The 26,405-nt window shown below is 51.0% G+C and carries 17 protein-coding genes; 2 read left to right on the top strand and 15 right to left on the bottom strand.

Annotated features, from left to right (window positions below; all coding sequences use genetic code 11):
• Positions 1–43 precede the first annotated feature (43 nt).
• The 6 genes from ACESZP_RS06185 to ACESZP_RS06160 form a co-directional block, all read right to left on the bottom strand.
• Positions 44–1,021, bottom strand: a complete 978-nt coding sequence (locus tag ACESZP_RS06185) for an ABC transporter ATP-binding protein (RefSeq protein ID WP_158363116.1) — start codon at positions 1,019–1,021, stop codon at positions 44–46.
• Positions 1,022–1,027: 6 nt separating this feature from the next.
• Positions 1,028–2,020: an ABC transporter ATP-binding protein gene (locus ACESZP_RS06180; protein WP_499708378.1), complete on the bottom strand. Its 993-nt coding sequence runs from the start codon at positions 2,018–2,020 to the stop codon at positions 1,028–1,030.
• A 250-nt stretch (positions 2,021–2,270) separates the two neighbouring features.
• Positions 2,271–9,407, bottom strand: coding sequence for a discoidin domain-containing protein (locus ACESZP_RS06175; protein WP_499708377.1), 7,137 nt, complete (start codon positions 9,405–9,407; stop codon positions 2,271–2,273).
• A 23-nt stretch (positions 9,408–9,430) separates the two neighbouring features.
• On the bottom strand, positions 9,431–9,988 hold the full coding sequence (locus tag ACESZP_RS06170; protein ID WP_499708375.1) for a thioredoxin domain-containing protein: 558 nt from the start codon (positions 9,986–9,988) through the stop codon (positions 9,431–9,433).
• A gap of 318 nt (positions 9,989–10,306) precedes the next feature.
• Positions 10,307–11,215, bottom strand: coding sequence for a radical SAM protein (locus ACESZP_RS06165; protein ID WP_349163346.1), 909 nt, complete (start codon positions 11,213–11,215; stop codon positions 10,307–10,309).
• A gap of 56 nt (positions 11,216–11,271) precedes the next feature.
• Positions 11,272–12,525, bottom strand: coding sequence for an HlyC/CorC family transporter (locus ACESZP_RS06160; protein WP_499708373.1), 1,254 nt, complete (start codon positions 12,523–12,525; stop codon positions 11,272–11,274).
• Between the two features lie 249 nt (positions 12,526–12,774).
• Between ACESZP_RS06160 and ACESZP_RS06155 the strand changes: the two genes are divergently transcribed.
• A complete protein-coding gene (locus tag ACESZP_RS06155; protein ID WP_499708372.1) occupies positions 12,775–13,050 on the top strand; it encodes a DUF1294 domain-containing protein in 276 nt (91 codons plus the stop codon).
• Positions 13,051–13,116: 66 nt separating this feature from the next.
• Here ACESZP_RS06155 and ACESZP_RS06150 read toward each other — a convergent pair whose 3' ends face one another.
• From ACESZP_RS06150 to ACESZP_RS06130, 5 genes are all read right to left on the bottom strand, one after another.
• Positions 13,117–14,265, bottom strand: a complete 1,149-nt coding sequence (locus ACESZP_RS06150) for a M20 family metallopeptidase (protein WP_158363220.1) — start codon at positions 14,263–14,265, stop codon at positions 13,117–13,119.
• Between the two features lie 90 nt (positions 14,266–14,355).
• The gene (locus tag ACESZP_RS06145; protein ID WP_499708371.1) at positions 14,356–14,835 is read right to left on the bottom strand and encodes a hypothetical protein; all 480 of its coding nucleotides are present in this window, start codon (positions 14,833–14,835) and stop codon (positions 14,356–14,358) included.
• A 1-nt stretch (position 14,836) separates the two neighbouring features.
• Positions 14,837–15,685 carry a DUF3100 domain-containing protein gene (locus ACESZP_RS06140; RefSeq protein WP_262670702.1) on the bottom strand — a complete coding sequence of 283 codons (849 nt, stop codon included), beginning with the start codon at positions 15,683–15,685 and terminating at the stop codon, positions 14,837–14,839.
• Between the two features lie 229 nt (positions 15,686–15,914).
• Positions 15,915–17,108, bottom strand: coding sequence for a PucR family transcriptional regulator (locus ACESZP_RS06135; protein ID WP_499708369.1), 1,194 nt, complete (start codon positions 17,106–17,108; stop codon positions 15,915–15,917).
• Between the two features lie 111 nt (positions 17,109–17,219).
• The gene (locus ACESZP_RS06130) at positions 17,220–17,858 is read right to left on the bottom strand and encodes a Crp/Fnr family transcriptional regulator (protein ID WP_499708368.1); all 639 of its coding nucleotides are present in this window, start codon (positions 17,856–17,858) and stop codon (positions 17,220–17,222) included.
• A 261-nt stretch (positions 17,859–18,119) separates the two neighbouring features.
• Between ACESZP_RS06130 and ACESZP_RS06125 the strand changes: the two genes are divergently transcribed.
• The gene (locus tag ACESZP_RS06125) at positions 18,120–19,910 is read left to right on the top strand and encodes a flavin reductase (protein WP_499708366.1); all 1,791 of its coding nucleotides are present in this window, start codon (positions 18,120–18,122) and stop codon (positions 19,908–19,910) included.
• Positions 19,911–20,025: 115 nt separating this feature from the next.
• On the opposite strand, the gene metA is transcribed toward ACESZP_RS06125, so the two are convergent.
• The 4 genes from metA to ACESZP_RS06105 all read right to left on the bottom strand — a co-directional run bounded on the left by metA (position 20,026) and on the right by ACESZP_RS06105 (position 26,229).
• Positions 20,026–20,943: a homoserine O-acetyltransferase MetA gene (gene metA, locus ACESZP_RS06120; RefSeq protein ID WP_178039083.1), complete on the bottom strand. Its 918-nt coding sequence runs from the start codon at positions 20,941–20,943 to the stop codon at positions 20,026–20,028.
• 178 nt (positions 20,944–21,121) lie between these two features.
• Entirely contained in the window at positions 21,122–23,830 is a 2,709-nt protein-coding gene (gene fdhF / locus ACESZP_RS06115; protein WP_499708365.1) for a formate dehydrogenase subunit alpha, read from the bottom strand.
• 43 nt (positions 23,831–23,873) lie between these two features.
• Positions 23,874–25,751 (bottom strand): NADH-ubiquinone oxidoreductase-F iron-sulfur binding region domain-containing protein, encoded by a 1,878-nt coding sequence (locus ACESZP_RS06110; protein ID WP_178039962.1) that lies wholly within the window; start codon positions 25,749–25,751, stop codon positions 23,874–23,876.
• Positions 25,738–26,229: an NAD(P)H-dependent oxidoreductase subunit E gene (locus tag ACESZP_RS06105; RefSeq protein WP_178039961.1), complete on the bottom strand. Its 492-nt coding sequence runs from the start codon at positions 26,227–26,229 to the stop codon at positions 25,738–25,740. The genes ACESZP_RS06110 and ACESZP_RS06105 overlap by 14 nt, the downstream gene beginning before the upstream one ends.
• Positions 26,230–26,405: the final 176 nt, after the last annotated feature.

The raw sequence follows: 26,405 nt of genomic DNA, 5'->3' as shown, positions 1-26,405 counted from the left end.
CCTTTTAAACTCTATTGAGACGCCCGGATGGGCGTTGTCTCCATTATTTTTTCTCCAGACCATCATACAGGTGACAGGCTACATAGTGTCCTGCCTCCACCTCCCGAAGCTCGGGAACCTCTGTCTTACACCGGTCACACGCCTTAGGACACCGGGTATGGAACCGGCAGCCTGTCGGCGGATTGGAGGGGCTTGGAACCTCTCCCTCCAGATGGATGCGCTTAACGCTACCCTCCCCCACCTGGGGAATGGCCGACAGCAGAGCCTCCGTGTAGGGATGATAACGCTTCTCATATAACTGATCGTAATTCGCGATCTCCACCATTTTCCCCAGATACATGACGCCTACCCGGTCGCTGACCTGATAGACCACATTCAGGTTATGGGAAATGAAGAAGTAAGTCAGTCCTAACTTTTCTTTTAATTCCTGTAGCAGATTCAACACCTGAGCCTGTACGGACACATCCAGAGCGGACACCGCCTCGTCGCAGATGATAATATCCGGTTCCAGAGCCAGGGCTCTCGCAATTCCGATTCGCTGTTTCTGGCCTCCGGAAAGCTCATGGGGGTAACGGCTCAGATGATAGGTATCCAGGCCTACCAGATGCATCAGTTCCTCGATGCGGGCATCCACATCCATCTGTCCCTTCAGGCCGTGAATTTCAAAAGGCTCCATGAGTATCTGCTTTACGGTTCTTCGGGGATTCAGGCAGGCCGACGGATCCTGGAAAATGATCTGGGCCTTTTTCCGCATATTTTTAAGCTCTTTTCCCTTTAAGCCCGCGATATCCGTGCCATCCAGGTAAATGTGACCGTCCGTGGGCTTCAAAAGCCGCACCAGGGAACGTCCCAGAGTACTCTTGCCGCAGCCACTCTCGCCTACCACGCCGAAGGTCTCGCCCCGCATGATCTGAAAGCTCACATCGTCCACAGCCTTGACCGTACCTGATTTTTTGTCTTTTCCTTTAAAATATACCTTCACATGGTCGGCTTCCATCAATACGTTATTCTGATTTTCCATCCTGATTTAAGCCTCCTCGTTCTCTTTCGCGTACTGCCAGCAGCGCACCAGGCGTCCATCGGATAGCTCCGCCATGGGCGGCTCCGCTTTCCGGCACTGGTCGGTGGCATAGGGACATCTGGGAGAAAAACTGCAGCCCTCAATACGCTCGGTGGGGTTCGGCACCATGCCCTCGATGGTCTCCAGGGGATTCCGTTCTCTGGTAATCTTCGGGATGGCGTTCAGAAGTCCCTTGGTATACGGATGCTTCGGACTTTCAAAGAGCTCCTTCACCGGCGCCTGCTCTACGATGTGGCCGGTATACATGACAATCACCGTATCGCACAGCTCGCTGACTACGCCCAGGTCATGGGTAATGAAGACGACGGAGGTTCCCATGCTCTCGTTCAGCTCCCGGATCAGGTCGAGAATCTGGGCCTGAATGGTCACATCCAGTGCTGTCGTAGGCTCATCCGCAATCAAAATCTGAGGCTGACAGGCCAGAGCCATGGCAATCATGACACGCTGACGCATACCGCCGGACATCTGATGGGGATATTCATGGGCCCGGACCTCCGGGTTCGCAATGCCCACCGCCCGCATCATCCGCACTGCCTCTTCCATGGCCTCTTTTTTCTTCATGCCACGGTGAAGCCGCAGGGATTCCGCGATCTGCTTTCCGCATTTGATAATCGGATTTAAGGAAGTCATAGGTTCCTGGAAAATCATGGAAATCTCATTTCCACGGATCTTCTGCATTTCTTTCTCCGATGCTTTCACCAGATCCTTTCCATGATAAAGAATCTCTCCTCCGGTAATCCGTCCGGGCGGGTTCGGGATCAGCTGCATCATACCGAGAGAGGATACGCTCTTGCCGCTTCCGCTCTCCCCTACGATGCCCAGCTTTTCGCCTTTATGTAAGGTATAATTCAGATGGTCGACCGCATGTACGGTACCCTCAACAGTCTGGAATTCCACGCATAAATCTTTGATTTCTAATATCGTCTCTGCCTGACTCATGTTTTCCTCGCTTTTTCGCTTTACACTCTTAAAGTATTGACGCGTCAATACTTACGTATGATAACATATGTTTAATAAGATACCACATTTTCCAGAAATTTTCAAGCTGTAATTTCACAAAGACGGCAACACTGTGGCCTGATGGGAACAACCTGGAATAGGGAAGACCGGCCTCCGTGCCAGAGGCACGAAAGCCGGTCTTCCTGAATAAGGTGGAAAAACTTAACTTGTTACTTTAGATTGTTGCTTTTTATTTCATTCTTTTTCTGCGAATCAGCGCCAGTACAGCTGCTGCGGCTGCAATCAGTACCACGTACAGCAGCGGCTGTGCAGTATCACCGGTCTGTGCAGAAGTGGTGCTCGTGGTGTTGGACTTGGAGCTGCCGGAGCTTCCGGAGGAGTTCTGTTTCTTATTGTCCTCATCCTTCTTCTCGGCCACAGTCTTCAGATCTGCTACTGCAGTCTTCAGAGCGTTCAGCGCATCGCTGATTTCCTGAGAAGTAGCGTTCGGGTTCTTCAGAATCTTCTCAGCATTGCTCAGAGCAGTAGAGAATGCCTTCCAGCTGTCTGCTGTGTAGTCCTTCTTCTCTCTGTCCTTATTGCCGTTATATACAGCCTGCAGTTCATCCTTTGCTGCCGGGGACTGACCTGTGGTCAGTGCTGCGGCTGCCTCTTCCAGACCCTTCAGTGCTGCGCTTACCTGATCTGCGGTTGCGTTCTGGTCTTTCAGTACAGCCTGTGCATGTGCAAGAGCTGCGGAGAACTTCGCCCAGCTGTCTGCTGTGTAGTCGCCCTGCTTCTTGTCTGCATTCTTGTCAACTGCTGCCTTCAGTGCATCCTTCACAACCGGCTGATCCGGATTCGGTAATTCTTTCTTCACCAGACCCTTGTATGCGTCGTTCAGTGTCTTTACAGCTGCGTCTACAGTCTCCTGTGTCGCCTTCTCGTCTGCCAGTACATTCTGTGCTGTCTTCAGAGCCTCTGCAAATGCAGCCCAGGTCTCGTCGGTGTAGTTCTCCTGCTTCAGATCCTTGTACTTGTCTACAGCCTCGGTCAGTGCTGCCTTGTCAGCCGGCTCCGCAACCTTCTTGCCATAGAAATTAATCTCGGACAGACGCGCGTAACTTACGTCCTTGCCGCCGGTCTTTGCGCCGTGGATGATAACCTTTACGTGCGTGATGTTTGCCTGCTCCATACGGATGCCGGATCTCATCTCATTCTCATCAATGGTCTTTCTTCCTACGGATGTGAAGTTCTCGCCATCGGTGCTTACCAGTACCTCATAATCGGTTACCTTACCGTTGCCGGTATTTTTCACGATTTCTACCTTCTCCAGGTCGTATGCGTCGCCCAGAGCCAGGGTAATCTCCTTCGGCAGTCCAACGTTGTTTCCGTAGTACGGGGACTCCCAGTAGTTGGTCTCATTGCCGTCTACCAGTGCGCTCGGTACGTTCTCCTCGCTGTACGGCGCGTCTGCGGTCATACCGCTCTTGTCGGTGATAGCCTCTGCGGTCAGCTCAGATTCTTCCAGCGCGTCAGCCGCCTTCTTCATGGCCGCGATAGCCTTCTTCACATCGTCCTTGGTGGCCTCTGTGTTATCCTTTACAGCGTTTGCTGCGTCGATGGCGTCAGTCAGTGCCTTGAAGCTCTCCTCGGTGTAGAACTTCGGGTTGGTCTTGCTGTACTCGGTAATCAGCTCAACCAGTTCGGTCTTGTCTGCGCCTGCCAGTACGGTGATTTCGTAGGATGCGGTGATCGGCGCTGCCTGATCCTCGCCCTCTGCCTGTGTAGCGGTATCCTGCATGGACTCACGTGCAGTCAGAGTAATGGTGGCCTTGCCCTCGCCTACTGCGTATGCCTTGTAAATCGGCAGACCGTTCTCGTCAGCCAGGGTGATGATTCTTACAACATCCTCGTCGGAGGAGGTTGCTACGAAGTACGGGTTGGTTGCGTTCTCCGGCTCGATGGTTGCGTTGATATCTGCCATGCTTCCTGCATACAGCTCTTTTACGTTGTCCTCAGCCAGAGTAATCTTGGTTACCGGAACCATAGCAACCTTTGCCTTTACCTCAAGCTCGCTTAAGGTCAGCATGTTGGTTCCGCTTGCCTGGTTTGCAGTTACAGATACCTTGGTTACCTTTGCGTCTTCCTTCGGGTTGGTGAACTCAAACTTGGTTCCCTGATCCTTCAGGTTCACATCGGCGGTTGTGCCATCTTCATAAGTGAAGGTTGCGGTAGCGTCTGTCATGTATCCGTTACCGTAAGACGGTGCGTTGTATACAGAAACTGTGCTTACGGTATCTGCCTTCTTCATATTCATATGAAGCGTTACCGGCATTTCTACATATTTTACTTCTTTGTCTACGTAGTTGCTTGGGATATCCCACAGGAACTCGAAGTTACGTCCCTGACCGCCGAACAGTCCGGAGAAGCTGCCCTGCTGGATCATCTTCTTCACATTGTCTCCGTCATCAGATGTGAGAACATCGTTGGTCATGGTCATGGTAAAGTCGCTGCCATAGCTTAACTTGCCATCTGCTGTCGCTACTGTCAGAGTAGACAGGGTCAGCATGTTCTCTACAGACTCGCCCTTTGCGTTTGCTACGGAATTTACAGTTACATCTACATTGGTTACAGTCTTGTCTGCTTCTGCGTTGAATGTAAACTCAGAGTAATCTGCTGCGGTCGCCCAGTCCAGAGACTTTCTGTCGCTGCTTGTGCTGCCATCGCTGTAAGTAAACTCAGCGGATGCGTTTGTTACATAACCGTTTGCCTTATTGGCATTCTGCAGGGTTACGGAGGTCACCTTCTTGGTGTTGTCAGCCTGAACAGCTACCTCTTCCTCTGCTGTCTGTACTTCTACATCTTCTGCTTCGTCTGCCACATCCTCTGTTGTATCTTCTACAACCTCGTCTGCTGCATCCTGCTTTACATCGATATGGAAGGTAACCGGAACCTTTACATACTCCGGCAGACCCTTTACAGTGGTGGTCCAGTCGTTCGGATACCATTTCAGCTCGAACTCCCGGCCCTGAGTGCCGTTGAACAGTTCCTTATAGCTGTTGCCCTGGATGAACTTCTCTACGTTCTTTCCATCATCCTCTTTCAGGATGTTGTTGGTCATGGTCATATCGAAGTCCTCACCGTAGGTGTAGGTCTTCTCGCCGCCTGTTACGATGTCCGGAAGCTCCGGTGTGGAGGAGCTCTCGCAGTTAATCAGATCGAACTCCGGTCCAATCAGCATTACCTGACTCAGATCCATTGCCTTTGCGTCCAGCGTAAAGTCTTTCTTCGCCTTCATGGTGATGGTGGCAATGACGCCGGTTCCGCTGTAGGTTGCCTGGTTTCCTCTGTTGGCGAATGCCAGGTTCACATAAGCTGTTCCGTCCTCATATACCTTGTTTACTGTCAGGTTCTCCATCTGGGAGATGTCGAAGTCTGCAGTGGTGTCCACATACTGGAGTACAGCCGGATCGTAATCCAGAACCTCTCCAAATGCGTTCAGGTTCTTTACATTATCTGCGTATACATCTACGGTAAAGGTCTCGCCTTCCTTCACGTCTGTTGCGCTGGGCAGCAGAACGATGTTGCCGGATACCTCACCAGTCTTCTGAGTACCGCCATCCAGGTTGAACATGGTGAATGCGTAATCCCATACATCGTAGTAGCCATTGCCGTTAATATCGCCGAATCTCTCCTCAATCTGCTTCACGAAGGTCTCTCCGTCCTTCTTGGAGAAGCCGAGGTAGTTCTTCATGTTGGTGTAGTCGCCGTCTGCGACGGTTCCCAGGTTATTGGTACTTCCTACCGCAAAGCCGTTGGTTCCGTCCTTCTTGTAGATGGCCAGCTCGTCGCCGGAGAAGAAGTTGCCCTTGGACTTTGTGATAACAATCTTTACATAACGAGCCGCGCCTCTCAGCGGGATCTCTTTCATGTTCTCTGCAATGCTTGCCTCTGCATTATAGGTCCAATCCGGGTGTTCAGAACCGATCCACTGGGTGGTCCAGTTTACGCCGTCCAAACTGGTCTCTACGTTCATCTGCTGTACTGCGCCGTTGCCGTAGTTATCATGTCTTGCATAATACTCCAGCTTATCCAGCGCGTAGGCCTGACCGTAATCGAAGATCATCGGGATGGCGTCTGTTACAACGTCGCCGGTGGAGTGGAACATGCCTGCTGCCTCGCTGATATCATGGTCGGTCAGGTTAGCCAGCTTGCCCCAGGCATCTCCGCCTGTCCAGGTGATTTTTTCCGGCGTCGGTACGTTTCTCCAGGGATCCAGAGAAGTGGTGGCGGTTACTTCCTCAGACCATTCAGAGTAGCCGTCCTTATTTCTTGCGCGTACCTTATAAGTATGTGTAGAGTTGTACTTCAGATCGGTGTGCGCGAACTCGGTTGCGTCGCCTGCAGTGTTGATGATGCCGTCTACCAGAATTTCGTAGCTGGTTGCGTCCTCTACAGCATCCCAGGTCAGGGTGTTGCTGGTCGGGGTCTTTCTGGTCACGTCATCGGTCAGGTTAGCCGGAGCAGCCAGATCCGGGTTCAGCTGATTCTTGCTCATGTCGCCGTTGTTCTCAAAGCCTTCCAGAACCAGGGTCTGTGCATTTGCCTGAGAATCGGTGTTGGCGAACTTCACATACAGCTTCGGAGAAGACGTCTGATCCTTCATCATTGCCGCGAACTCATCCTCTGCCTCTACGCCGTAGTACTCGATAGCCGGGGACTCGTCATAGTAATAAGCGAAGGTGCCTGCTGCCACATCCGCGTTCAGAACCTCATCCTTGCTGTTCATCGCTACCTTAGTCAGCTCTGTGGAACCGTTCTGTGCTGTGATAGCAGTCGGCTCTTTGGAAACATTGACTACGAAGGTAGTGTTCTTATTTTTATCATACCCTGCATAGCTTCCGCTTGCCTTCTCAGCAGTCAGGGTTGCCACGTCGCCTTCTACCTTGGAAGTAAACTTCTGAGATACATGTTCGCCATAGGATACGTCAGCTACAGTTCCGTAACCATCCACCTCGGTGGTCTTGTTCTCTGCGGTGATTCCGTCATCCTCATACATGGTGTACTCGGTGGATCCTGCCGGCCAGAACTCTACGCTGCGGTTTGCCTTGTTGATCTTGGACGGGCTGTTGTTCTCCTCCCACATGGGGATGATGGAACCATTCTTTACAAAGATCGGAAGCTTCCAGATGGGAGCGTCGAAGTTGTTCAGGGTCTGTCCGCCGTAGTACTGCTCGCCGGTGAAGTAGTCGATCCAGATCTGATCTGCGTCCGGAAGGTAGATGCCGTTTCTCACATCATTTCCCTGGGAGTCGCTGGATGTATTCTGGTAAATCGGTGCTACCAGCACGTTGGAGCCGAACATGTACTGATACTGCATATCCTTGGTGCTTGCGTAAGCGTCACCCGGATACTCCAGGAACATAGCACGGATCATCGGAAGTCCGGTGTCGCCGTTGCCTGTATCCAGGTTTGCCGCAGCTGCCGCGCTGGTGTAGATGTACGGCATCAGCTGAGCTTTCAGCTTCAGGTACATTCTGTTGATACCGGTGTACGGATCGCCGAAGGTCTGCGGAGTCTTCGCATAGCTTCCCCAGCCGTCCATGTTCAGCATCAGCGGTGTGAATACCTTCCACTGGGTATCACGGGTGGATACAATCTTGTCTCCGCCGAAGATACCGTCCATATCACTGCCGATATTCGGGTTACCACTTAAGGACTGTCCGATATAGGTCGGTACATGGAAGCGGATATACTCCCAGTTTCCGCCGTACTGGTCGCCGGTCCAGATAGCGCCGAAACGCTGTGTGGAAGCCCAGCCGTCCAGGGTGATAATGTTCGGACGCTTGCTTACGCCTTTGGTTACGATATCGTAAGCAGTCTTGGTACCGTTCAGAGCGAAGTTGTAGCCGTGGCCTACCCATGCAACATCAGTCTTCAGGGTGGTGATTCCGCCAACTTTTACCTCTTTCTCGAAATCACGAAGCAGGTGCCAGGAGGTGTTACTGTTGGAATCCGGGCTCAGATTGCTCTGTGTCCAAAGACCTGTCTGCAGACCCTTGCTCTGTGCATACTTGGTGAACTCTTTCAGATTGTTTACATTGGCGTCTACTGCTGCAGTACGCTCTGCACTGCTGCTGCCGTCCGCGTTCACGCCGCCGGTCTGATAGTAGCCGTTCTGACCATAGCCGCAGCCATATCCATCGTTGGGAAGGAAGTAGCCGATGGGCATGTCATATTTGTCGTACTGATCGATGACAGCTCTTGCGGAATACTTGGAATCGGTATTCACGGACGGATACTTGTCCAGCGCAGTGGTCGGCTCGGTTCCGTTCAGCGTCTCGGAGCTCATACCGTCCTTCAGCACATAGCCTGTGCTCATACCGGACTCATAATAGGAAGATGCAATCGGCACATCGTCTGCAGTGGTTGCGGACGCGCTTCCCTTGATCTCCCATTTCTTGCTTCCGCTATTGTCGGACCAGGAGTCACGGTTGTAGCAGTTTAAATGTCCCTCATAGAACGCGTACTCCGGAAGGAGAACCGGAGCACCGGTTACATGGTAGTACTCGCCCAGGAGATCCTGTACTCTCTCAGCTGCGTTTGCGCCGTCGGACAGGAAGATGTATGCGTCGTACTCATTCTCGTTGTGAGCGGTTGCTACGGTATCTGCAGAGTTATTTCCGAAGTCGTAGGAACCAGCCAGAAAGGTATTACGCAGTACGCCGTAACCGTTACTGGAGTAGTAGAACGGGTTCGGAGAAGCGACGCCGCCGTCTACCCAGTTACTCTCATTTGCGATATGGATGGTCTCGCCTGTATGTACGAAACGACCGTTCTGTGTACCGCCGCCGTAGAAGTTCTCGCCGCTGTTCTTAACCAGGCTCTGTGTGGTCTTGGTTCCGAGAGAAAGCGGTGCGCTCTCCTGCATTACAACATTGTCGTTGTAAGCTACGGTCATTTTTGCGGTATCTTTATCAAATGTAATCTTTGTCTTACCAGCTGCGATTACAATATTTCCATTCTCATCGGATACTTTCGCCTTCGGGTGGCTGTACTTATCGGAAGAATCCGGATACTGTGGAATCTTCGCTGTGTCTGCTGCGTTGTTTACGGTCGCATATTCTGAGAACTTTCCGCTCGGATCTACATTGTAACGGAAGATCCCGTCCTCGAGAAACGTGATTTTTCCCTTTACATCACCATTGTTGAAGCTTACTTCTACCACATTGTCGTTTGCTCTCGCTGACTTTACAGAAGACAACGGGCCGTTAAAGGCTGCTTCTACAGTCGATGCGGGAAACTGGGGCGCGATGCCTGCCACCATTGCTGCTGCAAGTACGATAGATAAGAACTTGCTGCTCATTTTTTTCTTCTTAATCATAATTTCCCTCATAAATTTTTTGTTTACTTTGCTTCGATTTCATTTTCCTGAACCCAATCGTCAAAAGCCGTCTCGCCGACGCCCAGATGATAGGTGTCCAGGTAGCTTCCGTCCTCGCCGTCTACCACATAGAAGACTCCGGGAACCGTATTGAATTCCGGGAACAGCTCCGCAATCCGCGCTCTGTTCTCTTCCTCAGACGTTTCCTCGTAGTCCAGGATAACCTGATACATGGTTACCGCATGGGTTTCGACGTAGTCCACAAGCATGCTGTGGAATTCCTGACAGTATGGGCACTCGATTGTCACAAAGGATACCAGAAAGGTCTCCCCTGCGTTCAGCTTCTCTTCCATTTCTGCCATAGAAATGCTGATAATCTGTCCTGATTGCGTGCTTTCCTCTGTCCCGATCTCTTCCCTTTCGGTACCGTTCTCACTATCCTCCCCTGTTTCCGTCTCAGAAACTGCTGTTTCGGCAGCCGTTTCTTCGCCGGTCTCCTGCTTTGCAGAACCGCAGGATGTCACGCCGCACATGGCCAGTATGACGCTTCCCAGTATCAGCACTTTTTTCATTCCACTCACTCTTTTTTCGCCCTCCCTTCTCGGTTTTATCGTTGTTACCAATGCCGGAAAATCCTTTATCAATAACAATATACACATTCTATAAAAGAAAAAAAAAAAAAACAATTCCTCCGTCGAATTGTACAAAAGATTGAGCGTATAAGCCAACTCGAATCGTCGATTCAAAACATAAAAAGGGGAACGGCCAGCAAAATTTGCAAACCGCTCCCTTTTTGTTACATTTATGTGCCCAAATTAACACTTTTTAGTGAATCTTTGTCACTTTTCGTTTATTTCTTTTGTTAAAAATCACATTCTGCCGGATTCTTTTGTTACATTTTATACGGGCTTCTCCGGCAGGACGCCCTCGCAATCGAAAGCTGGAATGAAGCTTTCCTTCGCAGTTTCCCCCTCCTGGATGAAGGCATTTTCCACGCCCAGGGACAGGGTGTAATCGAGCAGCCGCCCGTATTCCCGCTTCGTCACGCGGCGGTTGATTTCCGGCCATCGCTCCAGACCGGGCAAGGGAGTATACTGGTTCATCAGGCTTAAGTACACTGTATCCCCATAGGCCTCGTAGACATATTGTACTACCCCTTTCGCGTTTTTCAAATGATTCGGCAAAAGAAGGTGACGAACGATGACTCCCTTTTTCATCATGCCAGCTTCGTCGAATACCGGTTCTCCGATCTGGCGCACCATTTCCTGAAGAGCCGCTTTCGCCACCTCCGGGTAATCGGGCGCATGGGAGTAGCGCTCCGCCGCCTCCACATCCATATATTTGAAATCCGTCAGATAGATATCTACCACGCCCTCCAACAGCTTCAGGGTATCAACCTTCTCATAACCGCTGCAATTGTATACAAGTGGGATCGTCAGGCCGCTCTTTCGTGCCATTTCCACCGCGCGGATGATCTGCGGCGTGTAATGGGTGGGCGTCACCAGATTGATATTGGCCGCGCCCTTGCCCGCAAGCTCCAGAAAAATCTCGGCCAGCCGCTCTTCGGTGATGTCGATTCCCCGCTCTGCCCCGGCGATATCCCGGTTCTGGCAGTAGACACAGCGCAAAGGGCAGCCGCTGAAGAAGACCGCGCCAGATCCGGCGTCGCCGGAGATGCAGGGCTCCTCCCACATATGCAGCGCCGCCCGGGCGCATTTGATGGTTTTTCCGGTCACGCCGCAAAAACCGCGCCGACCGTTTTCACGATCGGCGCGGCAGTCGCGGGGACATATTGTGCAGTTAGACATATTTACTCACTTTGTTCGCAGCGTGGCTGTGAACATTTTCCTTCCCCGTACTTATTTTATTTCTCCTCGGAAGTCTCTCCGTCTTCCACTATTGTCTGTTTCACCCGGATCTCATCCACATGATGGTTTCCGACCTTCGTTACTTCGATTTCCAGGCCCTTATAGGTGAGCTGGTCGCCCTGCTCCGGTACCCGGCCAAACTGCTCCATGACCCAGCCGCTGACCGACACCATCTCGGACTCCTCGTCCAGCTTAAAATAATCCGCAAACTCCTCAAAATCCATAGATGCGTCAATGAGATAAGTGTCCGGCGCTATCCGGCGCAACAGTACTTCCGCTTCCTCATGCTCGTCCCAGATCTCGCCTACCAGCTCCTCCAGAATGTCCTCCATGGTCACGATACCACAGGTTCCGCCGTACTCGTCCACCACGACCGCCACATGGGTCTTGGCTTTCTGCTGCTTCTTCAGAATCATCCGGATAGGCTCGCTCTCCAGAACATAGATAGCCGGGGAAATGATATCCTTCACTTCCTTTTCCGTAATTCCACGCCCCACATAGAAATCCTTCCGGTGGATGGTTCCCAGAATATCGTCGATGGTATCCCGGTAAATCAGCAGACGGGAGAACTTGGTCTCGGTGAACATTTCCGCGATCTCTTCCTTGGTAGCCGTGATCGGCAGAGCCGCCAGATCCGTCCGGTGAATCAGAATATCCCGGGCTTCCTGATCGGAGAACTCGATGGCGTTCCGGAGAAGACCGCCCTCGTCCTCGTCAATGGTGCCGTCCTCCTGAACCTCATTTACCAGGGTCAGAAGCTCCTCCTGGGACATCTTGGAGCTGGACTCCAGATGAAAGATCTTGGTCAGCAGCTTCTGCCAGCCCACAAACAGAATGTTCAGCGGCAGGAAAATCCAAATCAGGAACTGCACGACAGGTGCCGATAACATGGCCAGCTGCTCCGGACAGTTATTGGCGATACTCTTCGGGGATATCTCGCCGAAAATCAGTACTACAATGGTCACCACAATGGTAGAAAGCGTCGCGCCCATATCGCCGAACTTCAGGGTGAACAGCACGGTTCCCACAGAGGCCATGGCAATATTTACGATGTTATTGCCTATCAGAATTGTGGAAATCAATCTGCTATACTGCTCGTCCAGCTTGCAGACCAGCGCCGCGTTCTTATTGCCCTTCTCTGCCAGCGTCTTCAGCTTCGTGGTGTTCATGGCCGAGAAGGCCGTCTCCGTAGCGGAAAAAAAGCTCGACAGTATCAGACAGACTACCATAATGGTAAGGTATGTACCCATAATAAAATATAATTCTCCTTTTTTGTATACACTTCTAAAATACGCACGAGTGCTTAATGATAATATTATATGAAACCCTTTTGTTCTTGTCAACCGGAACCAGCGGAAATGGAGGATTCTTTACAGATTCTTTATAATTGTATCTACTTTCTCTTCCTTCAGGCTGTGTTGTCTTCCGTCCATGACTTGACGAAACTCTGGAAATCCCGTATTCTAAAATCATCAAAATGTACTTTTCAGGAGGCTCTTATGCAATTATCCACACCTGTTATCCTTTACCTGCTCCTTATCAACCTCCTTGCCTTCGCCCTGATGGGCGTCGACAAATCACGGGCCCGCCGTCACAAATGGCGGATTCCTGAAAAAACCCTGTTTCTCTCTGCTCTTTTGGGTGGCAGCGTCGGCGCCATCGCTGGTATGCAGTTCTTCCGTCATAAAACGAAGCACTGGTATTTTGTAATCGGAATGCCGGCTATCCTGGTTTTGCAGGCGGCAGGATATTTTTTCCTGAGCCATCGGTTTTAAAATTTTAAGGTTTAAAAAAGCAGCGCGCCCATTTCACAGGACGCGCTGCTTTTTTATTGGATTGGATTATTCGTTATATTCGTTAAATACGTCTAACGCACTCATCGCCAACAGCTTTACAGCCTGATGTAAGGTACGCTTTCCTTCTTCTCCGCCTGCTGCCTCAGCAAATTCCTTGGTATGTGTTCCCACATTCTCTTTCAGTCTTACATAGAACTGAATGGTCGGAATCTCATGAGATACGTTTCCTACGTCTGTAGAACCGATACCCTGGGTCAGATCACGCTCGATGTAATCCTCGCCGATGAACTCCATGTTCTTACGTACATAGTCAACCATTCTCTTATCGTTGCGGATATCCTTGACAACCTCATCTAACTGCTGTACTTCAACCTCTGTTCTGGTAGCGATTGCAGCACCCCTTGCGCAGTCCTTAATGATGTCAACCAGCTCCATCATATACTCATACTCCAGAGCACGGATGTTAAATACAGCCTTTGCCTCTGCAGTTATGGTATTGTGCGCGGTACCACCCTCGGTGATGATTCCATGTACACGGCTGAAATCCTTGAAATGCAGTCTCATCATATCAACTGCGTGGAACATCAGCTGTACGCCGCTCAGAGCATTTGCTCCCTTCCACGGGAATGCTGCTGCATGTGCAGGACTTCCCTTGAAGGTGAACTCCAGGGTAACGCATGCGAAGGAAATATCATCCGGCATGGACGCCTCGGTCGGATGCATCAGAAGCGCTGTGTCGATTCCCTTAAATACGCCGTGACGAACCATGATAGCTTTTCCGCTTCCCTTTTCCTCAGCCGGTGTGCCTAATACCTTTAACACGCCGCCAATTCCGTGCTTTTCCATAACCTCTTTTAATACGATGCCGGCTCCTGCCGCAGAGGTTCCGATGATGTTATGGCCACAGCCATGTCCGATTTCCGGAAGACAGTCATACTCTCCCATCAGAGCTACGGTCTTGCCCGGTTTTCCGGTATCATATACTGCCTCAAAAGAGGTGGGCAGTTCAGAAATTCCACGTTTTACTTCAAATCCATTGCTTTCCAGAAGCTTACAGAGTGCTTCCTGAGCCTTGTATTCCTTGAACGCCAGCTCCGGATTCTCAAAAATATAGCTGCATACCTTCTCAAACTCTTCCTGTCTTGCATCTGCAAGTGTACTGATTTCCTGTTTTAATGTCTCTAATGTCTCCATATGCTTCTCTCCATTTCATTTGAATTTTATTATAACAGGAAATCCTCGCAGGATTTCCTGTTACTGTTCAAAATTTCAAAAAATGTTATATTAAATCAGTCCCTTTGCAGCCAGAATAATATTGGAAATTGCTGCGGAACCAAAATAGGTAGACGCCATAACTACGAAAGAAATAATTACAATCTTCCAGCTCAGCTTCCTGAATACCTCCAGCTGCTCTCCTACCGCGATTCCCGCGAAGCTCAGCAGCGGGATTCCCACCAGACCGAAGCTGTATGCGCTCATCAACTCAACGATCGTATCGGAAAGCGGGGAGATCGGCAGTGTTAAAACAAATGCCACCAGGGTAGCCCACGCAAATCCCGGAAGATTCGGTTTCTTTACCACGTTCTTCAGAACGATTGCGATTGCAACCATGATAAAGCTTACTACGGTTGACTTCAGCAGACCCGGAAGCGGGGTTCCCATAGAAACCATATGAACCACAATGACGATTCCATAAATAACGACAATAATTTTAATCTGCTCTAAAATAGTTTCAAGCAGTGATTTTTCCTTTGCAGCTTCCATTTTATACCTCTCCCTCCGGTGCTTTCTTAAATACTCTCTGTCTAAAGCGCTCGATACCCGGATTTATGCGCTTATAATACCAGTTAGCCAGCGGTAATGCCACGAACATCTCAACATACACACCTGTTACAGCAGTCAGAAGTCCACTGGTTGCTGAATATGCGAGAATCTGCTCAGAGTACATAGCCGGGGCAGCACTGGTAAGGGCAGCGGTAGCTGCGTTCATCATGGACGCACTTCCCATTCCGGACGCCATAGCCAGTGCGAAGGGGTGGAATCCCAGAAGCAGGCCGACGGGTGCCAGGAAAGAGTAGAATAAGGTTCCGAATACACTTCCGCTGATGTAGGTTCCCAGAGTTCCCATACCTTCTCTGGACTCCAGACCGTACTTATCTCCGATAATTCCCAGCGCGGTATCACGACACAGGGAGAAGGTTCCACCAACCGCACTTCTTCCCAGTCCAATCAGCAGACCTAAGGGCAGCGCAATCAGCATAGTTGCCAGGTTACCCAACTCCTGCAGCAGCAGAGCCGGACCTGCCTGAAGCACGATTCCGACCTTCGGTCCTGCACTGATACCGAACATGATGCCCAGGGGGTATAAGGTCAGGGACAGTAAGTAGGGTGCACGGCTGATCTCAGCATGGCCGATAACTTTCTTAAGCGGCGGGATTACTTTTCCCAGAAGTGAGGGGGATAATAAAATTCCCATAATGATAACCCAAATCATGGTCAGGATCTTTACATCGACTCCCATCACCTTGAATTGCAACGGTCCAATCAGCTCCGCAATAATGCAAAGGATAAGCGTTACAATCATACAATTTACAGTACCCGTTCTCTGTTTCACATCTTTTTCCTCCGTTTCAGTAAAATAATCTTCCGAAACCTCCAGTACCATGGGATCCAGGTTTCCAAAAGATCATTCAGCTCTCGCTATTTTTAGTATAGCACTGCCTCCTTTTCATGTCGACGCTCCCTGCGCACCATAAAACCCCTGTTTTTTATGCACCATGCACAACGGTTCTCACTTGCAAATGATAATCTATACATTTCGACGGAGTTTTTTCATCTGCCCTTTATTTCATAAATTTCATAATCCGGAGCGCAAACGCAAGCTCCAGGATGCTGTTGGGATCAGACAAGTCATAGCCTGTCTGATTTTCAATCTTCTTAATCCGGTACATCAGCGTATTCCGATGTAAATGCAGCGCGTTTGCCGTCACATTCCTGGCTCCCAGATTGTTGACCAGAGCCTCCAGCGTCTCCAGAAGCTCTCTCTCATTCTCCTGATCGTATTCAATAAACGCGTTCAGCTTTTCTTCCACAAATTCCCGGCACATATCCTGCTTGCTGATTTTTTTCAAAATTTTCCAGAAACCGGCGTCTTCGATACAGAGCACCCTGGACTCCAGGTTCTGACATACGGCGATTTCCACCGCGTCCCTTGCGTCCTGATAGGCCTGTCCGAATCTTTTATAAGTATCCTCCGCCCTCGACACGCCTATGGTCGCCCTGTATCCTGTTTTTTCACAGATCTCACTCTGTATGGCTTCAAAATAATCCGCCCCGATCTCCTTGTCCCCGGTCCGCTTCAGGATACATTGAAAGGTGCCGTTGTTGGACAGGACAACCACCTGCTCCCCGGTAAAGGCCTCCCTTATCAGATTTTCTATCTTTTCAATCCGCTCCTGGGCTTCCTCCTCCCGAAGCTCATGCAGCTTCTGCTTGATCCGGTCAACCTCAATATAAATAATCTGATAAGGCGGCAGGGGCCACCTCTGTTCCTTGATCCTGTAATTTTCTTCCTCGTCGTGGGCGATATTGCCGGTCAGAAGATCCACAAATAACCTCTGATCCATTTCCCGCTGGTTATATCGTTTAATCTGGGACTGCATGGAATCCATCAGATTATTCTGCGACTTGATAAGCGCCTCCATTACAAGATAATTCATCTCTATAAAAGGAAGATCCTCCGGCCACAGAATCAGCGGAAACTGCAATTCGTCGGCCACCTTTATAGCCGCATCCAGGGAACAGCCGATGTATTTATATTTTGTCGCCAGGGCTGCCGCCTTGGCATCGTACAAATCTCGGATTAACTGGATAATTTCTTCCTCTGAATTGCTATAGGTATATCCGGTTGTAATATAGAAGACATTCGGCCGCATCCACGCTTTCATATCCGGTATTTCCATACAGTCAACAAAACGGACTACACGGTCAAGCCCGCCCTTTCCGGCTGCCAGTGAGCATCCCTTCGTCTCAGCCAACTCCAATATTTCCCTTACTTTTAAGGACACTTTCTACCTTCCCCCTCCAGATGTCATTTAGTGTTATATTATAACACAAATTTTATATTTTGGGTATGGTTTCCATTCTTTTTACCATTTCAGACAGACCGTCCGCCCATCCTTTGCCAGCATTCCCTCATTCTCCAGGCTCTTCATTTCCCTCGTCATGGCGCTTCGATCCACGCTGAGATACTGGGCCAGCTCCGTATAGGACATGGGAATCCGGATCTTCCGGCTGTGCAGCTCCTCAGAAAGACTTTCCAGATAGGCCAGAAGCTTCTTCCGGGTAGTGGTTCTGGAGAGGACGTAGATCCGCTGCACCTGCTGCCTGGACTGCAGGGCAATCATCTGGAGCAGGTTGCTGACCAGCTGGCTGTGGTGCCAGCAGGCGTTCTCGCAGCGCTTGATCACATGGGCGTAGTCGATGAACATGACCCGCGTCTCTTCCTCAGCCTGCACGTAATAATTCCGGGAATCTGCAGGAAGCAGAAAGGGTTCTCCGAACACCGCGTCCTTTTTCAGTTCGTCAATCATATACTGATTTCCCTCTTCATCGCAGTAATACAGGACGGCCCGGCCGGAAAGAATCAAGCCAATTTTATTCATGGTGTTGGAATATGCAAATATGATTTCGTGGTTATGGAAGCTTACCTCCCTGGCCTGGAAACAGACGCGCATTCTTTCCTGCTCTTCGGGTAAAATATCTGTAAATAATGTAACTTGTGACATACTGTCCTCTCCTTCTATCTATGCCCTTTGGATACACTTGTTTCACTTTGTATGACATCTGGGAGTGTCTCGTAGCCTTCAGGATTGCCTTGGTCGTTCATCACTCCTACAGATATATTTCTTTCCACACATTATATCATATTTTTTCTTACCAAATTCACTTTATGTGACTTTTGCAACAGATTTATTTTCCAGGTTCTGTTATTATTTTAACAAACAAAGAACAGAAACACATCTACCGGAAAACAGGAGGAACGAACTATGAAAGTGACCGATACCATCAAATATGTAGGCGTAAACGACCACCAGGTGGATCTTTTCGAAGGCCAGTACAAGGTGCCAAACGGCATGTCCTATAATTCTTACGTAATCCTGGACGAGAAAATCGCGGTGATGGACACCGTGGACGCCAATTTCACCCATCAGTGGCTCGACAATATCCAGCAGGTACTGGAGAACCGGAAGCCGGATTATCTGATCGTCCAGCACATGGAGCCGGACCACGCAGCCAATATCGCCAATTTTCTGAAGGTATATCCCGATACCACTGTAGTCGCTACCGCGAAGGCCTTCAACATGATCGACAACTTTTTCGAGCTTGACCTGGAGGGCCAGAAAATCGAGATGGGCAATGGCGGCACCCTGTCCCTCGGCTATCATCAGCTGACCTTCGTGTTCGCGCCCATGGTGCACTGGCCGGAGGTTATGGTGACCTATGACAGCACCGAAAAAGTACTCTTCTCCGCCGACGGCTTCGGCAAATTCGGCGCTCTGGACGTAACCGAGCCCTGGGACGATGAGGCAAGAAGATACTTCATCGGCATCGTCGGCAAATACGGCGTACAGGTGCAGAACCTTCTGAAGGTGGCAGCCACCCTGGATATCGAAATCATCTGCCCCTTACATGGCCCGGTTCTGAATGAAAATCTGGGACATTACATCGGCCTCTATGATACCTGGTCCTCCTACACGCCGGAGGAAGACGGTATCGTCATCGCTTACACCTCCGTATACGGACATACCAAAGCGGCTGTCTCCGCCCTGGCTGATGAGCTGCGAAGCAAAGGCTGTCCGAAGGTGGTCGTCTATGACCTGGCCAGAGACGACATGTCCCGGGCCCTCAGCGACGCTTTCCGCTACTCCAAGCTGATCCTGGCCACCACCACCTATAACGCCAGCATCTATCCGTTCATGCACGATTATATTACACGCCTGGTGGAGCACAATTTCCAGAACCGTACCGTAGGTCTCATCGAAAATGGTACCTGGGCGCCGCTGGCTGCCAAAATCATGAAGGAAATGCTGGGCAAATGCAAGAAAATCAACTGGCTCAAGAACTCCGTCCATATCTGGTCCGCGGTCAAGTCTGAAAACCACAAACAGATCGAGGCCATGACCGACGAGCTCTGCAAGGAATACATTGCCAAGGATAATTCCCTCGCCAATAAGAACGATATGTCCGCCCTCTTCCGCATCGGCTACGGCCTCTATGTGGTCACCTCCAACGACGGCAAGAAGGACAACGGCCTCATCGTCAATACCGTGACCCAGTTGACTGACAACCCCTTCCGCGTGGCTGTGAATATCAACAAAGCCAACTATTCCCACCATGTCATCCGGCAGACCGGCGTCCTGAACGTCAACTGTCTGTCCGTGGACGCGCCCTTCTCCATCTTCCAGCAGTTTGGCTTCCAGTCCGGAAGAACCGTGGACAAATTTGCAGGCGTGAAAATCAACCGTTCCGGAAATGGACTCGTATTTCTGGATCAGTATATCAACGCATTTATGTCTCTGAAGGTGGAGCAGTATGTGGACCTGGGCACCCACGGCATGTTCATCTGCAGCGTGACCGAAGCCCGCGTCATCAGCGACCGGGAGACCATGTCCTACAACTACTATCAGCAGAACGTCAAGCCGAAGCCCCAGACCGAAGGCAAGAAAGGCTTTGTCTGCAAGATTTGCGGCTACATCTACGAGAGCGACGAGCTCCCCGAGGATATCATCTGCCCGCTGTGCAAGCACGGAGCTGTAGACTTTGAGCCGATACAGTAAATGATTTTCCTATAACTGATTTCCAGTAAATAAAAGGGCAGCCGCGCAATCATCTGGCAGTGATGATTGCGCGGCTGTCGCTTTTCATAGTCTCTTATTTTATTTTCCGTGCCTTCTACTCCTCATCATCCCACACGTAAGGCGTATTCTGATATACGTAGTAATTGATCCAGTTTGTATACAGTGTATTCGCATGGGCTCTCCACATGAGCAGCGGACGGTTGTCGCTATTGTCGTCAGGGAAATAGTTCTTCGGCACCTGGATGTCCAGACCTTTATTCTTATCTCTGACATATTCCTTCTCCAGGGTTAGACGGTCGTACTCGGGATGACCGAATACAAAAATCTTGCGGCCTTCCTCCGCCATGGCGATGAAAACGCCGGCCTCATCAGATTCGGCCAGAATAGTCAGATCACTGCAGGCACGGATTTCCTCCGCGTCCACGGTGGTATGACGGGAATGGGGGGCGTAAAACTCATCGTCAAAGCCTCTGATCAACGGCTCTTTACGGTTCTCCACCTTGTGGCGGTAGAGTCCGAACAGCTTCTGGGGCAACAGACGCTTCTTCAGGCCATAGAAATGATACATGGCTGCCTGTGCTCCCCAGCAGATAAAGAAGGTGGATGTAACATGGGCGTCGGCCCAGTCCATAATCTCGACCAGCTCATTCCAGTAATCTACTTCTTCAAATTCCATCTGCTCCACCGGCGCGCCGGTGATAATCAAGCCGTCGAAACGGCGCTTTTTCACCTCGCAGAATGGCTCATAGAACTTGTTAATGTGGCTCTGGGCTGTATTCTTGGATTCATGGCTGCTGACTGTGATAAAGGTAATATCCAGCTGCAGCGGTGTATTGGACAGAGAACGCAGGATCTGAAGCTCTGTGTCCTCTTTAAGCGGCATCAGATTCAGGATGCCTATCTTCAGCGGACGGATATTCTGATTGAGCGCCCGCGTCTCATCCATAACGAAAATATTTTCCTGCTCCAAAATTGCCCTAACCGGCAAATCACTCTGTACTTTAATCGGCATAACTTTTTCTCTCCTCTGCCTGCGCAAATTATCGCGCACTGCGGCGCTGTATATAACTATAGCATAAATGCGGCGTATTTGAAAGCAGGAAATCTATTTCTTCCGCAATTTTCCTGACCAAAAACGGGCCGGGCAGCTTCCGCCGCCCGGCCCGTCTCTGATGCATTTCTATAACACTTTATGCTTTCTCAATCTTAATCGCGCAGACCTTGTACTCGGGGATTCTCGCGTACTTATCGAGAGCCGCGTTGGTCAGCCAGTTTGCGTTGCCATCCGGGAAGTGGAAAGGCATCCAGCTCTCGCCCGGAGAGGTCTTGGTTCCCACACGGGCGGTGGATTCGATGCTGCCTCGTCTGGAGGATACGCGCACCTTGTCGCCGTTCCTGATCCCCAGTTTTTCCGCGTCCACGATATTCATTTCGATAAAGGAATGTCCTTCAATCTCCATGAGCTCCGGAGTCTTGCCGGTCATGGCACGGGTGGTGTAATGATACAGGATACGTCCGGTCATCAGGATGATCGGATACTCCTCGTCCGGAAGCTCTGCGGAAGGCACATATTCAGCCGGGTAGAACCAGCCAAGGCCTCTCGAAAACTTGCCCACATGCATAATCGGGGTGCCCGGGTGATCCTTGGTCGGGCAGGGCCACTGTAAGCCTTTGCCGCCCACCTCTTCGCTGTCCAGGCGGGCATGGCTGATGCCGCCGAAGCTGGGTGTCACGGAAGCGATTTCGTCCATGATCTCTGCGGAAGTCAGGTGGGGCTGCGGATACCCCATACGGTTCATCAGGTCGATGATGATATCGGTATCCAGACGCATCTCGCCCGGTACGGTGATGGCCTTACGGACTCTCTGTACACGGCGCTCCGTATTGGTGAAGGTTCCTTCCTTCTCCAGGTAGCTGACGCCCGGCAGAATGACGTCTGCATACTGGGCGGTCTCTGTCATAAAGAGCTCCTGCAATACGAAGAAATCCAGACTCTTCAGGGCTTTGATGATATGGGAGGTATCCGGGTCGGTCACCACAGGATCCTCGCCGTAAATATACAGGCCGCGGATCTCCTTGGTGATCGCCTTGGGGAATACGTCGGTTGCGTGGGTTCCCACATTGTGGTTCAGCGGAACGCCCCAGGCCTTCTCAAACTTCTCTACCACGCCGGTCGCGGCAACCTTCTGGTAGCCCGGGAAATCTGTGGGGGAAGCACCCATGTCACAGGCTCCCTGTACGTTGTTCTGTCCACGGAGCGGGTTCACGCCGCAGCCCGGACGACCCAGCTTGCCGACTAACATAGCCATGTTGGACATGGACATAACGCCCTCGGTACCGGTGGAATGCTCGGTAACGCCCAGACAATAGATAATCGGCGCGCGGTCAGCCTTCGCGTACATGATGGCTGCTTTTCTCAAATCATCCGGATCGATGTGACAGATTTCTGCCACCTTCTCCGGTGTATATTCCTTTACGATCTCTTTGATCTTCTCATAGCCCTCGGTACGCTCTGCGATAAATTTGTCATCCTGCAGGCCTTCCTCAATGATCACATGCATGATGCCGTTCGCAAAGGCTACGTTGGTACCCGGCTTTAACTTCAGATGGATGTCTGCTTTCTTCGCCAGTCCGATATCTCTGGGATCTACGACGATAAGCTTACAGCCTCTCTTCACTGCCTGACGGATCTGCATGCCGACTACCGGATGGGCTTCCTCCGGGTTGGAGCCTACCAGCATGATGACGTCCGCATTCTTGGTGATATCCTCGATGGGGTTTGTCATGGCGCCGGATCCCAGGGTCATATACAGACCTGCTACGGACGCTGAGTGGCAGACGCGGGCACAGTTATCGGTATTGTTGGTACCGAAGCAGGTACGAACCATCTTCTGTACCATATAAATGTCCTCGTTGGGGGATCTGGAGCAGGCAAAACCAGCCAGGGAATCCGGGCCGTACTGCTTCTTGATCTCCATGAACTTGGAAGCTACCAGGTCCAGAGCCTCATCCCAGGTGGCGCGCTCGAACTCGCCGGTCTCATGGTTCTTGATCAACGGGTACTTGATACGCTCAGGCGACTGGGCGAAGTCGAAGGAGCCGCTGCGTCCCTTGACACAGAGCAGTCCCTTATTGGACGGTCCGTCATAAGCCTCGGTATCTACGACCTTGCCATCCTTCACCAGTACGTAATACTGGCAGCCGGTCGCGCAGTGGGGACAGGTTGTCAGAACCTTCTTCTCCACCTGATACGGACGGTATTTCTTTCTCCGCTTCATGGTCAGAGCGCCTGTCGGACATGCCTGTACGCAGTTACCGCAGGACTCGCAGATGCCCTCATTCCAGGTATTCTTATAGTGAGCGCCGATAACAGACTGGAAACCACGGTTCATAGTGTCGATGGCTCCGCGTCCCACGATCTCCTTACAGGTATTTACACATCTGTGGCATAAGATACACAGGCTCGGATCGTAGGTAAAGAACTTATTCGTGTCATCAATGGGTGCGTTGTTCATCTCGCCCGGGAAGCTGGTCTTCTCTACGCCGTACTCGAAGCAGTAATCCTGCAGCTTGCAGTCGCCGTTGGCTTCGCAGGAAAAGCAGTGTACCCGATGATCGGACAGTAAGAGATCCAGGGTCTCTTTTCTGTATTTTACAACCTTCTCAGACATGGTCTGTACTTCATCGCCCTCGGAGCAGCGTAAGGTACAGGCGGTATCAAACTTTGTTCTGCCATTGTTGGTTACTTCCACGACGCAGAGTCGGCAGGAACCGTCGGGCAGTACATTTTCCAGATAACAAAGGGTCGGAATCTTTACGCCTATCTGCTTGGCGGCCTGCAGAATCGTGGTACCCTTTTCCACTTCTACAGGGATTCCATCTATCGTCAAATGAATCATATCCATCCTCCTTTTATTACTGTTCACTACGTTCACAGTAATACTATTTCAAAATGACCGCATCAAAGGCACAGTTCTCCAGACAGGTTCCGCACTTGATACACTTGGAATTATCAATGACATGAGGCGCTTTCCGCTCACCGGTAATGGCGTTCACCGGACAGTTGCGGGCACACTTGGTACAACCCTTACACTTGTCAGGATCAATCTCGTATACACGCATGGATTTACATACGTGGGCCGCGCACTTCTTGTCTACGATGTGCTCGATATACTCGTCCCGGAAGTTCTGAATGGTACTTAAGACCGGAAGCGGCGCACTCTTTCCCAGACCGCACAGAGACCGGTCTTTTACGAAGTGTCCCAGGTCTTCCAGCTTCTCCAGATCTTCCATCTCACCCTTACCATCTACAATCTTTTCCAGCAGTTCCAGCATACGCTTGGTTCCGATACGGCAGGGACCGCATTTTCCGCAGGACTCTCTCTGGGTGAAGCCCATAAAGAACCGGGCAACCTCTACCATACAGGTATTCTCATCCATAACAACCAGTCCGCCGGATCCCACGATAGCGCCGTATTTCTTCACCGAATCGAAATCCAGAGGCACATCCAGATGCTTCTCGGTCAGACAGCCGCCGGAAGGCCCGCCGATCTGAACTGCCTTGAAGGCTGCGCCGGATTTCAGCCCGCCGCCGATATCAAAGATAATCTCACGAAGGGTTGTTCCCATCGGCACCTCGATAAGACCGGTATTCTCGATGCTGCCGGTCAGGGAGAAGGTCTTGGTTCCCGGGCTTCCTTCTGTACCGATGCTGCGATACCACTCATGGCCCTTCAGCACGATCTCCGGAACGTTCGCATAGGTCTCTACGTTATTCAGAACGGTAGGCTTCGCCCACAGGCCCTGTTCTACTGTACGGGGCGGTTTTACACGGGGCATGCCGCGGCTTCCCTCGATGGAAGCTGTCAGGGCTGAACCCTCGCCGCATACGAAAGCGCCCGCTCCCTTATTAATGTGCATATGGAAATTGAAGCCGGTGCCGAGAATATTCTCGCCTAAGAGTCCATTTTCCTCCAGTACGGCAATGGCATGCTTCAGTCTCGCTACGGAGTTCGGATACTCGGCACGCACGTAGATGTAACCATTCTCAGCACGCACCGCGTAAGCTGCCAGCATCATACCCTCGATCAGACGGTAGGGATCACCCTCCATAACGGATCCGTCCATGAATGCTCCCGGGTCGCCCTCGTCGCCGTTACATACCACATAGTGAACCGGGTCGGCCTGACGGGCCACCTGAATCCACTTCTTACCTGCCGGGAAGCCACCGCCACCACGGCCACGCAGTCCGGACTGATCCACTTCCTCAATGACCTGATCCGGCGTCATCTCGAACATGGCCTTCTGAAGTGCCGCAAAACCGCCGCTGGCTATGTATTCTCTTAAGGATTCCGCATCGAACTTACCGCAGTTCTTCAGTACGATACGGGTCTGCTTCGCGATGAACGGAATGTCGTCCGGCCCTTTGCAGACCTTGCCGCCCTTCTGGTACAGCAGACGTTCCACCACTTCATTGCCCAGAACGCTCTTTTCAAAAATCTCGGCACAGTCATCCAGCTGTACCTTCACATACTGAACCACATCCTGCCCCTTCTGGATCCGGACCAGGGGGCCCAGCTCGCAGACGCCCTGACAGCCGGTCTTCTTCACGCCCAAATGTTCCTTCTCATCGTGGGGAGCGAACTCCAGGGTCACGCCCGGCGCATCCTTGGTAATCTCCAGGAATTTCTCATAAATTTTATTGGAACCGGTGGCGATACAGCCTGTACCGGAACAGACAAGAATCCGGCAGTCGTAGGAATTAAGCTCTTTCACCGCTTCCTCGTGAAGCTGCTGTAACTGTTCTTTATTCTGGATCAATTCCGGCACCTCCTCTTAACTGGTCAATCACTGCTGCCGCCTTTTCCGGCGTCATACAGGGATACACTTCTTCATTTACCATCATGGTGGGAGCAAGTCCGCAGGCGCCCAGGCAGGACACGGTCTCTACGGTGAACATCATATCGTCCGTGGTCTTCTTGGTCTTGCTTAAGCCCAGCTTCTCATACAGGGCCTCCAGTACCGGCATGGATTTCCGCACATGACAGGCTGTTCCGTCACATACCTTGATAACATACTTTCCCTTTGCGTCGAAGGAAAAGTTCTCATAGAACGTCGCCACGCTGAAAGCCTTGGCCTCCGTCACCCCGATCTTGTCTGCCACATAACTCAGCAGCTCTCCGGGCAGATAACGGTAAGCTCCCTGAATCTCCTGCATAATCGGAATCAGTGAAGCCGGCTTTCTGCCGTACTGATCCATGATCTCATCCGCTTTTGCGTAATAGGACTGATCAAGCATACTATATTTACCCTCCTTACATTAGTTTCACCCAACTACAAAACAGCTGTAACCGTTCTGATAATACACTAACAGTATACAGCCATTTTTGTATAAAATCAACAATTATCTCCGTTACTTTTTTGTCATTTTTGTGCAATCGTCCTGTTTTCTAAAACATATCGGTTACTTATCAC

The sequence above is a fragment of the Candidatus Dorea massiliensis AP6 genome (assembly GCF_964245105.1).
Taxonomy (GTDB): Bacteria; Bacillota; Clostridia; order Lachnospirales; family Lachnospiraceae; genus Laedolimicola; species Laedolimicola intestinihominis.
Note: the sequence above shows the minus strand (reverse complement) of the source record. Positions and strands in the feature narration are given on the sequence as shown.

Excerpts from the sequence above, each read along its gene's own strand:
- ACESZP_RS06185 (WP_158363116.1), bottom strand. The coding sequence starts at position 1,021 with ATGGAAAATCAGAATAACGTATTGATGGAAGCCGACCATGTGAAGGTA.
- ACESZP_RS06180 (WP_499708378.1), bottom strand. The coding sequence starts at position 2,020 with ATGAGTCAGGCAGAGACGATATTAGAAATCAAAGATTTATGCGTGGAA.
- ACESZP_RS06175 (WP_499708377.1), bottom strand. The coding sequence starts at position 9,407 with ATGATTAAGAAGAAAAAAATGAGCAGCAAGTTCTTATCTATCGTACTT.
- ACESZP_RS06165 (WP_349163346.1), bottom strand. The coding sequence starts at position 11,215 with ATGTCTAACTGCACAATATGTCCCCGCGACTGCCGCGCCGATCGTGAA.
- ACESZP_RS06160 (WP_499708373.1), bottom strand. The coding sequence starts at position 12,525 with ATGGGTACATACCTTACCATTATGGTAGTCTGTCTGATACTGTCGAGC.
- ACESZP_RS06155 (WP_499708372.1), top strand. The coding sequence starts at position 12,775 with ATGCAATTATCCACACCTGTTATCCTTTACCTGCTCCTTATCAACCTC.
- ACESZP_RS06150 (WP_158363220.1), bottom strand. The coding sequence starts at position 14,265 with ATGGAGACATTAGAGACATTAAAACAGGAAATCAGTACACTTGCAGAT.
- ACESZP_RS06145 (WP_499708371.1), bottom strand. The coding sequence starts at position 14,835 with ATGGAAGCTGCAAAGGAAAAATCACTGCTTGAAACTATTTTAGAGCAG.
- ACESZP_RS06130 (WP_499708368.1), bottom strand. The coding sequence starts at position 17,858 with ATGTCACAAGTTACATTATTTACAGATATTTTACCCGAAGAGCAGGAA.
- ACESZP_RS06125 (WP_499708366.1), top strand. The coding sequence starts at position 18,120 with ATGAAAGTGACCGATACCATCAAATATGTAGGCGTAAACGACCACCAG.
- metA (WP_178039083.1), bottom strand. The coding sequence starts at position 20,943 with ATGCCGATTAAAGTACAGAGTGATTTGCCGGTTAGGGCAATTTTGGAG.
- fdhF (WP_499708365.1), bottom strand. The coding sequence starts at position 23,830 with ATGATTCATTTGACGATAGATGGAATCCCTGTAGAAGTGGAAAAGGGT.
- ACESZP_RS06105 (WP_178039961.1), bottom strand. The coding sequence starts at position 26,229 with ATGCTTGATCAGTCCTATTACGCAAAAGCGGATGAGATCATGGATCAG.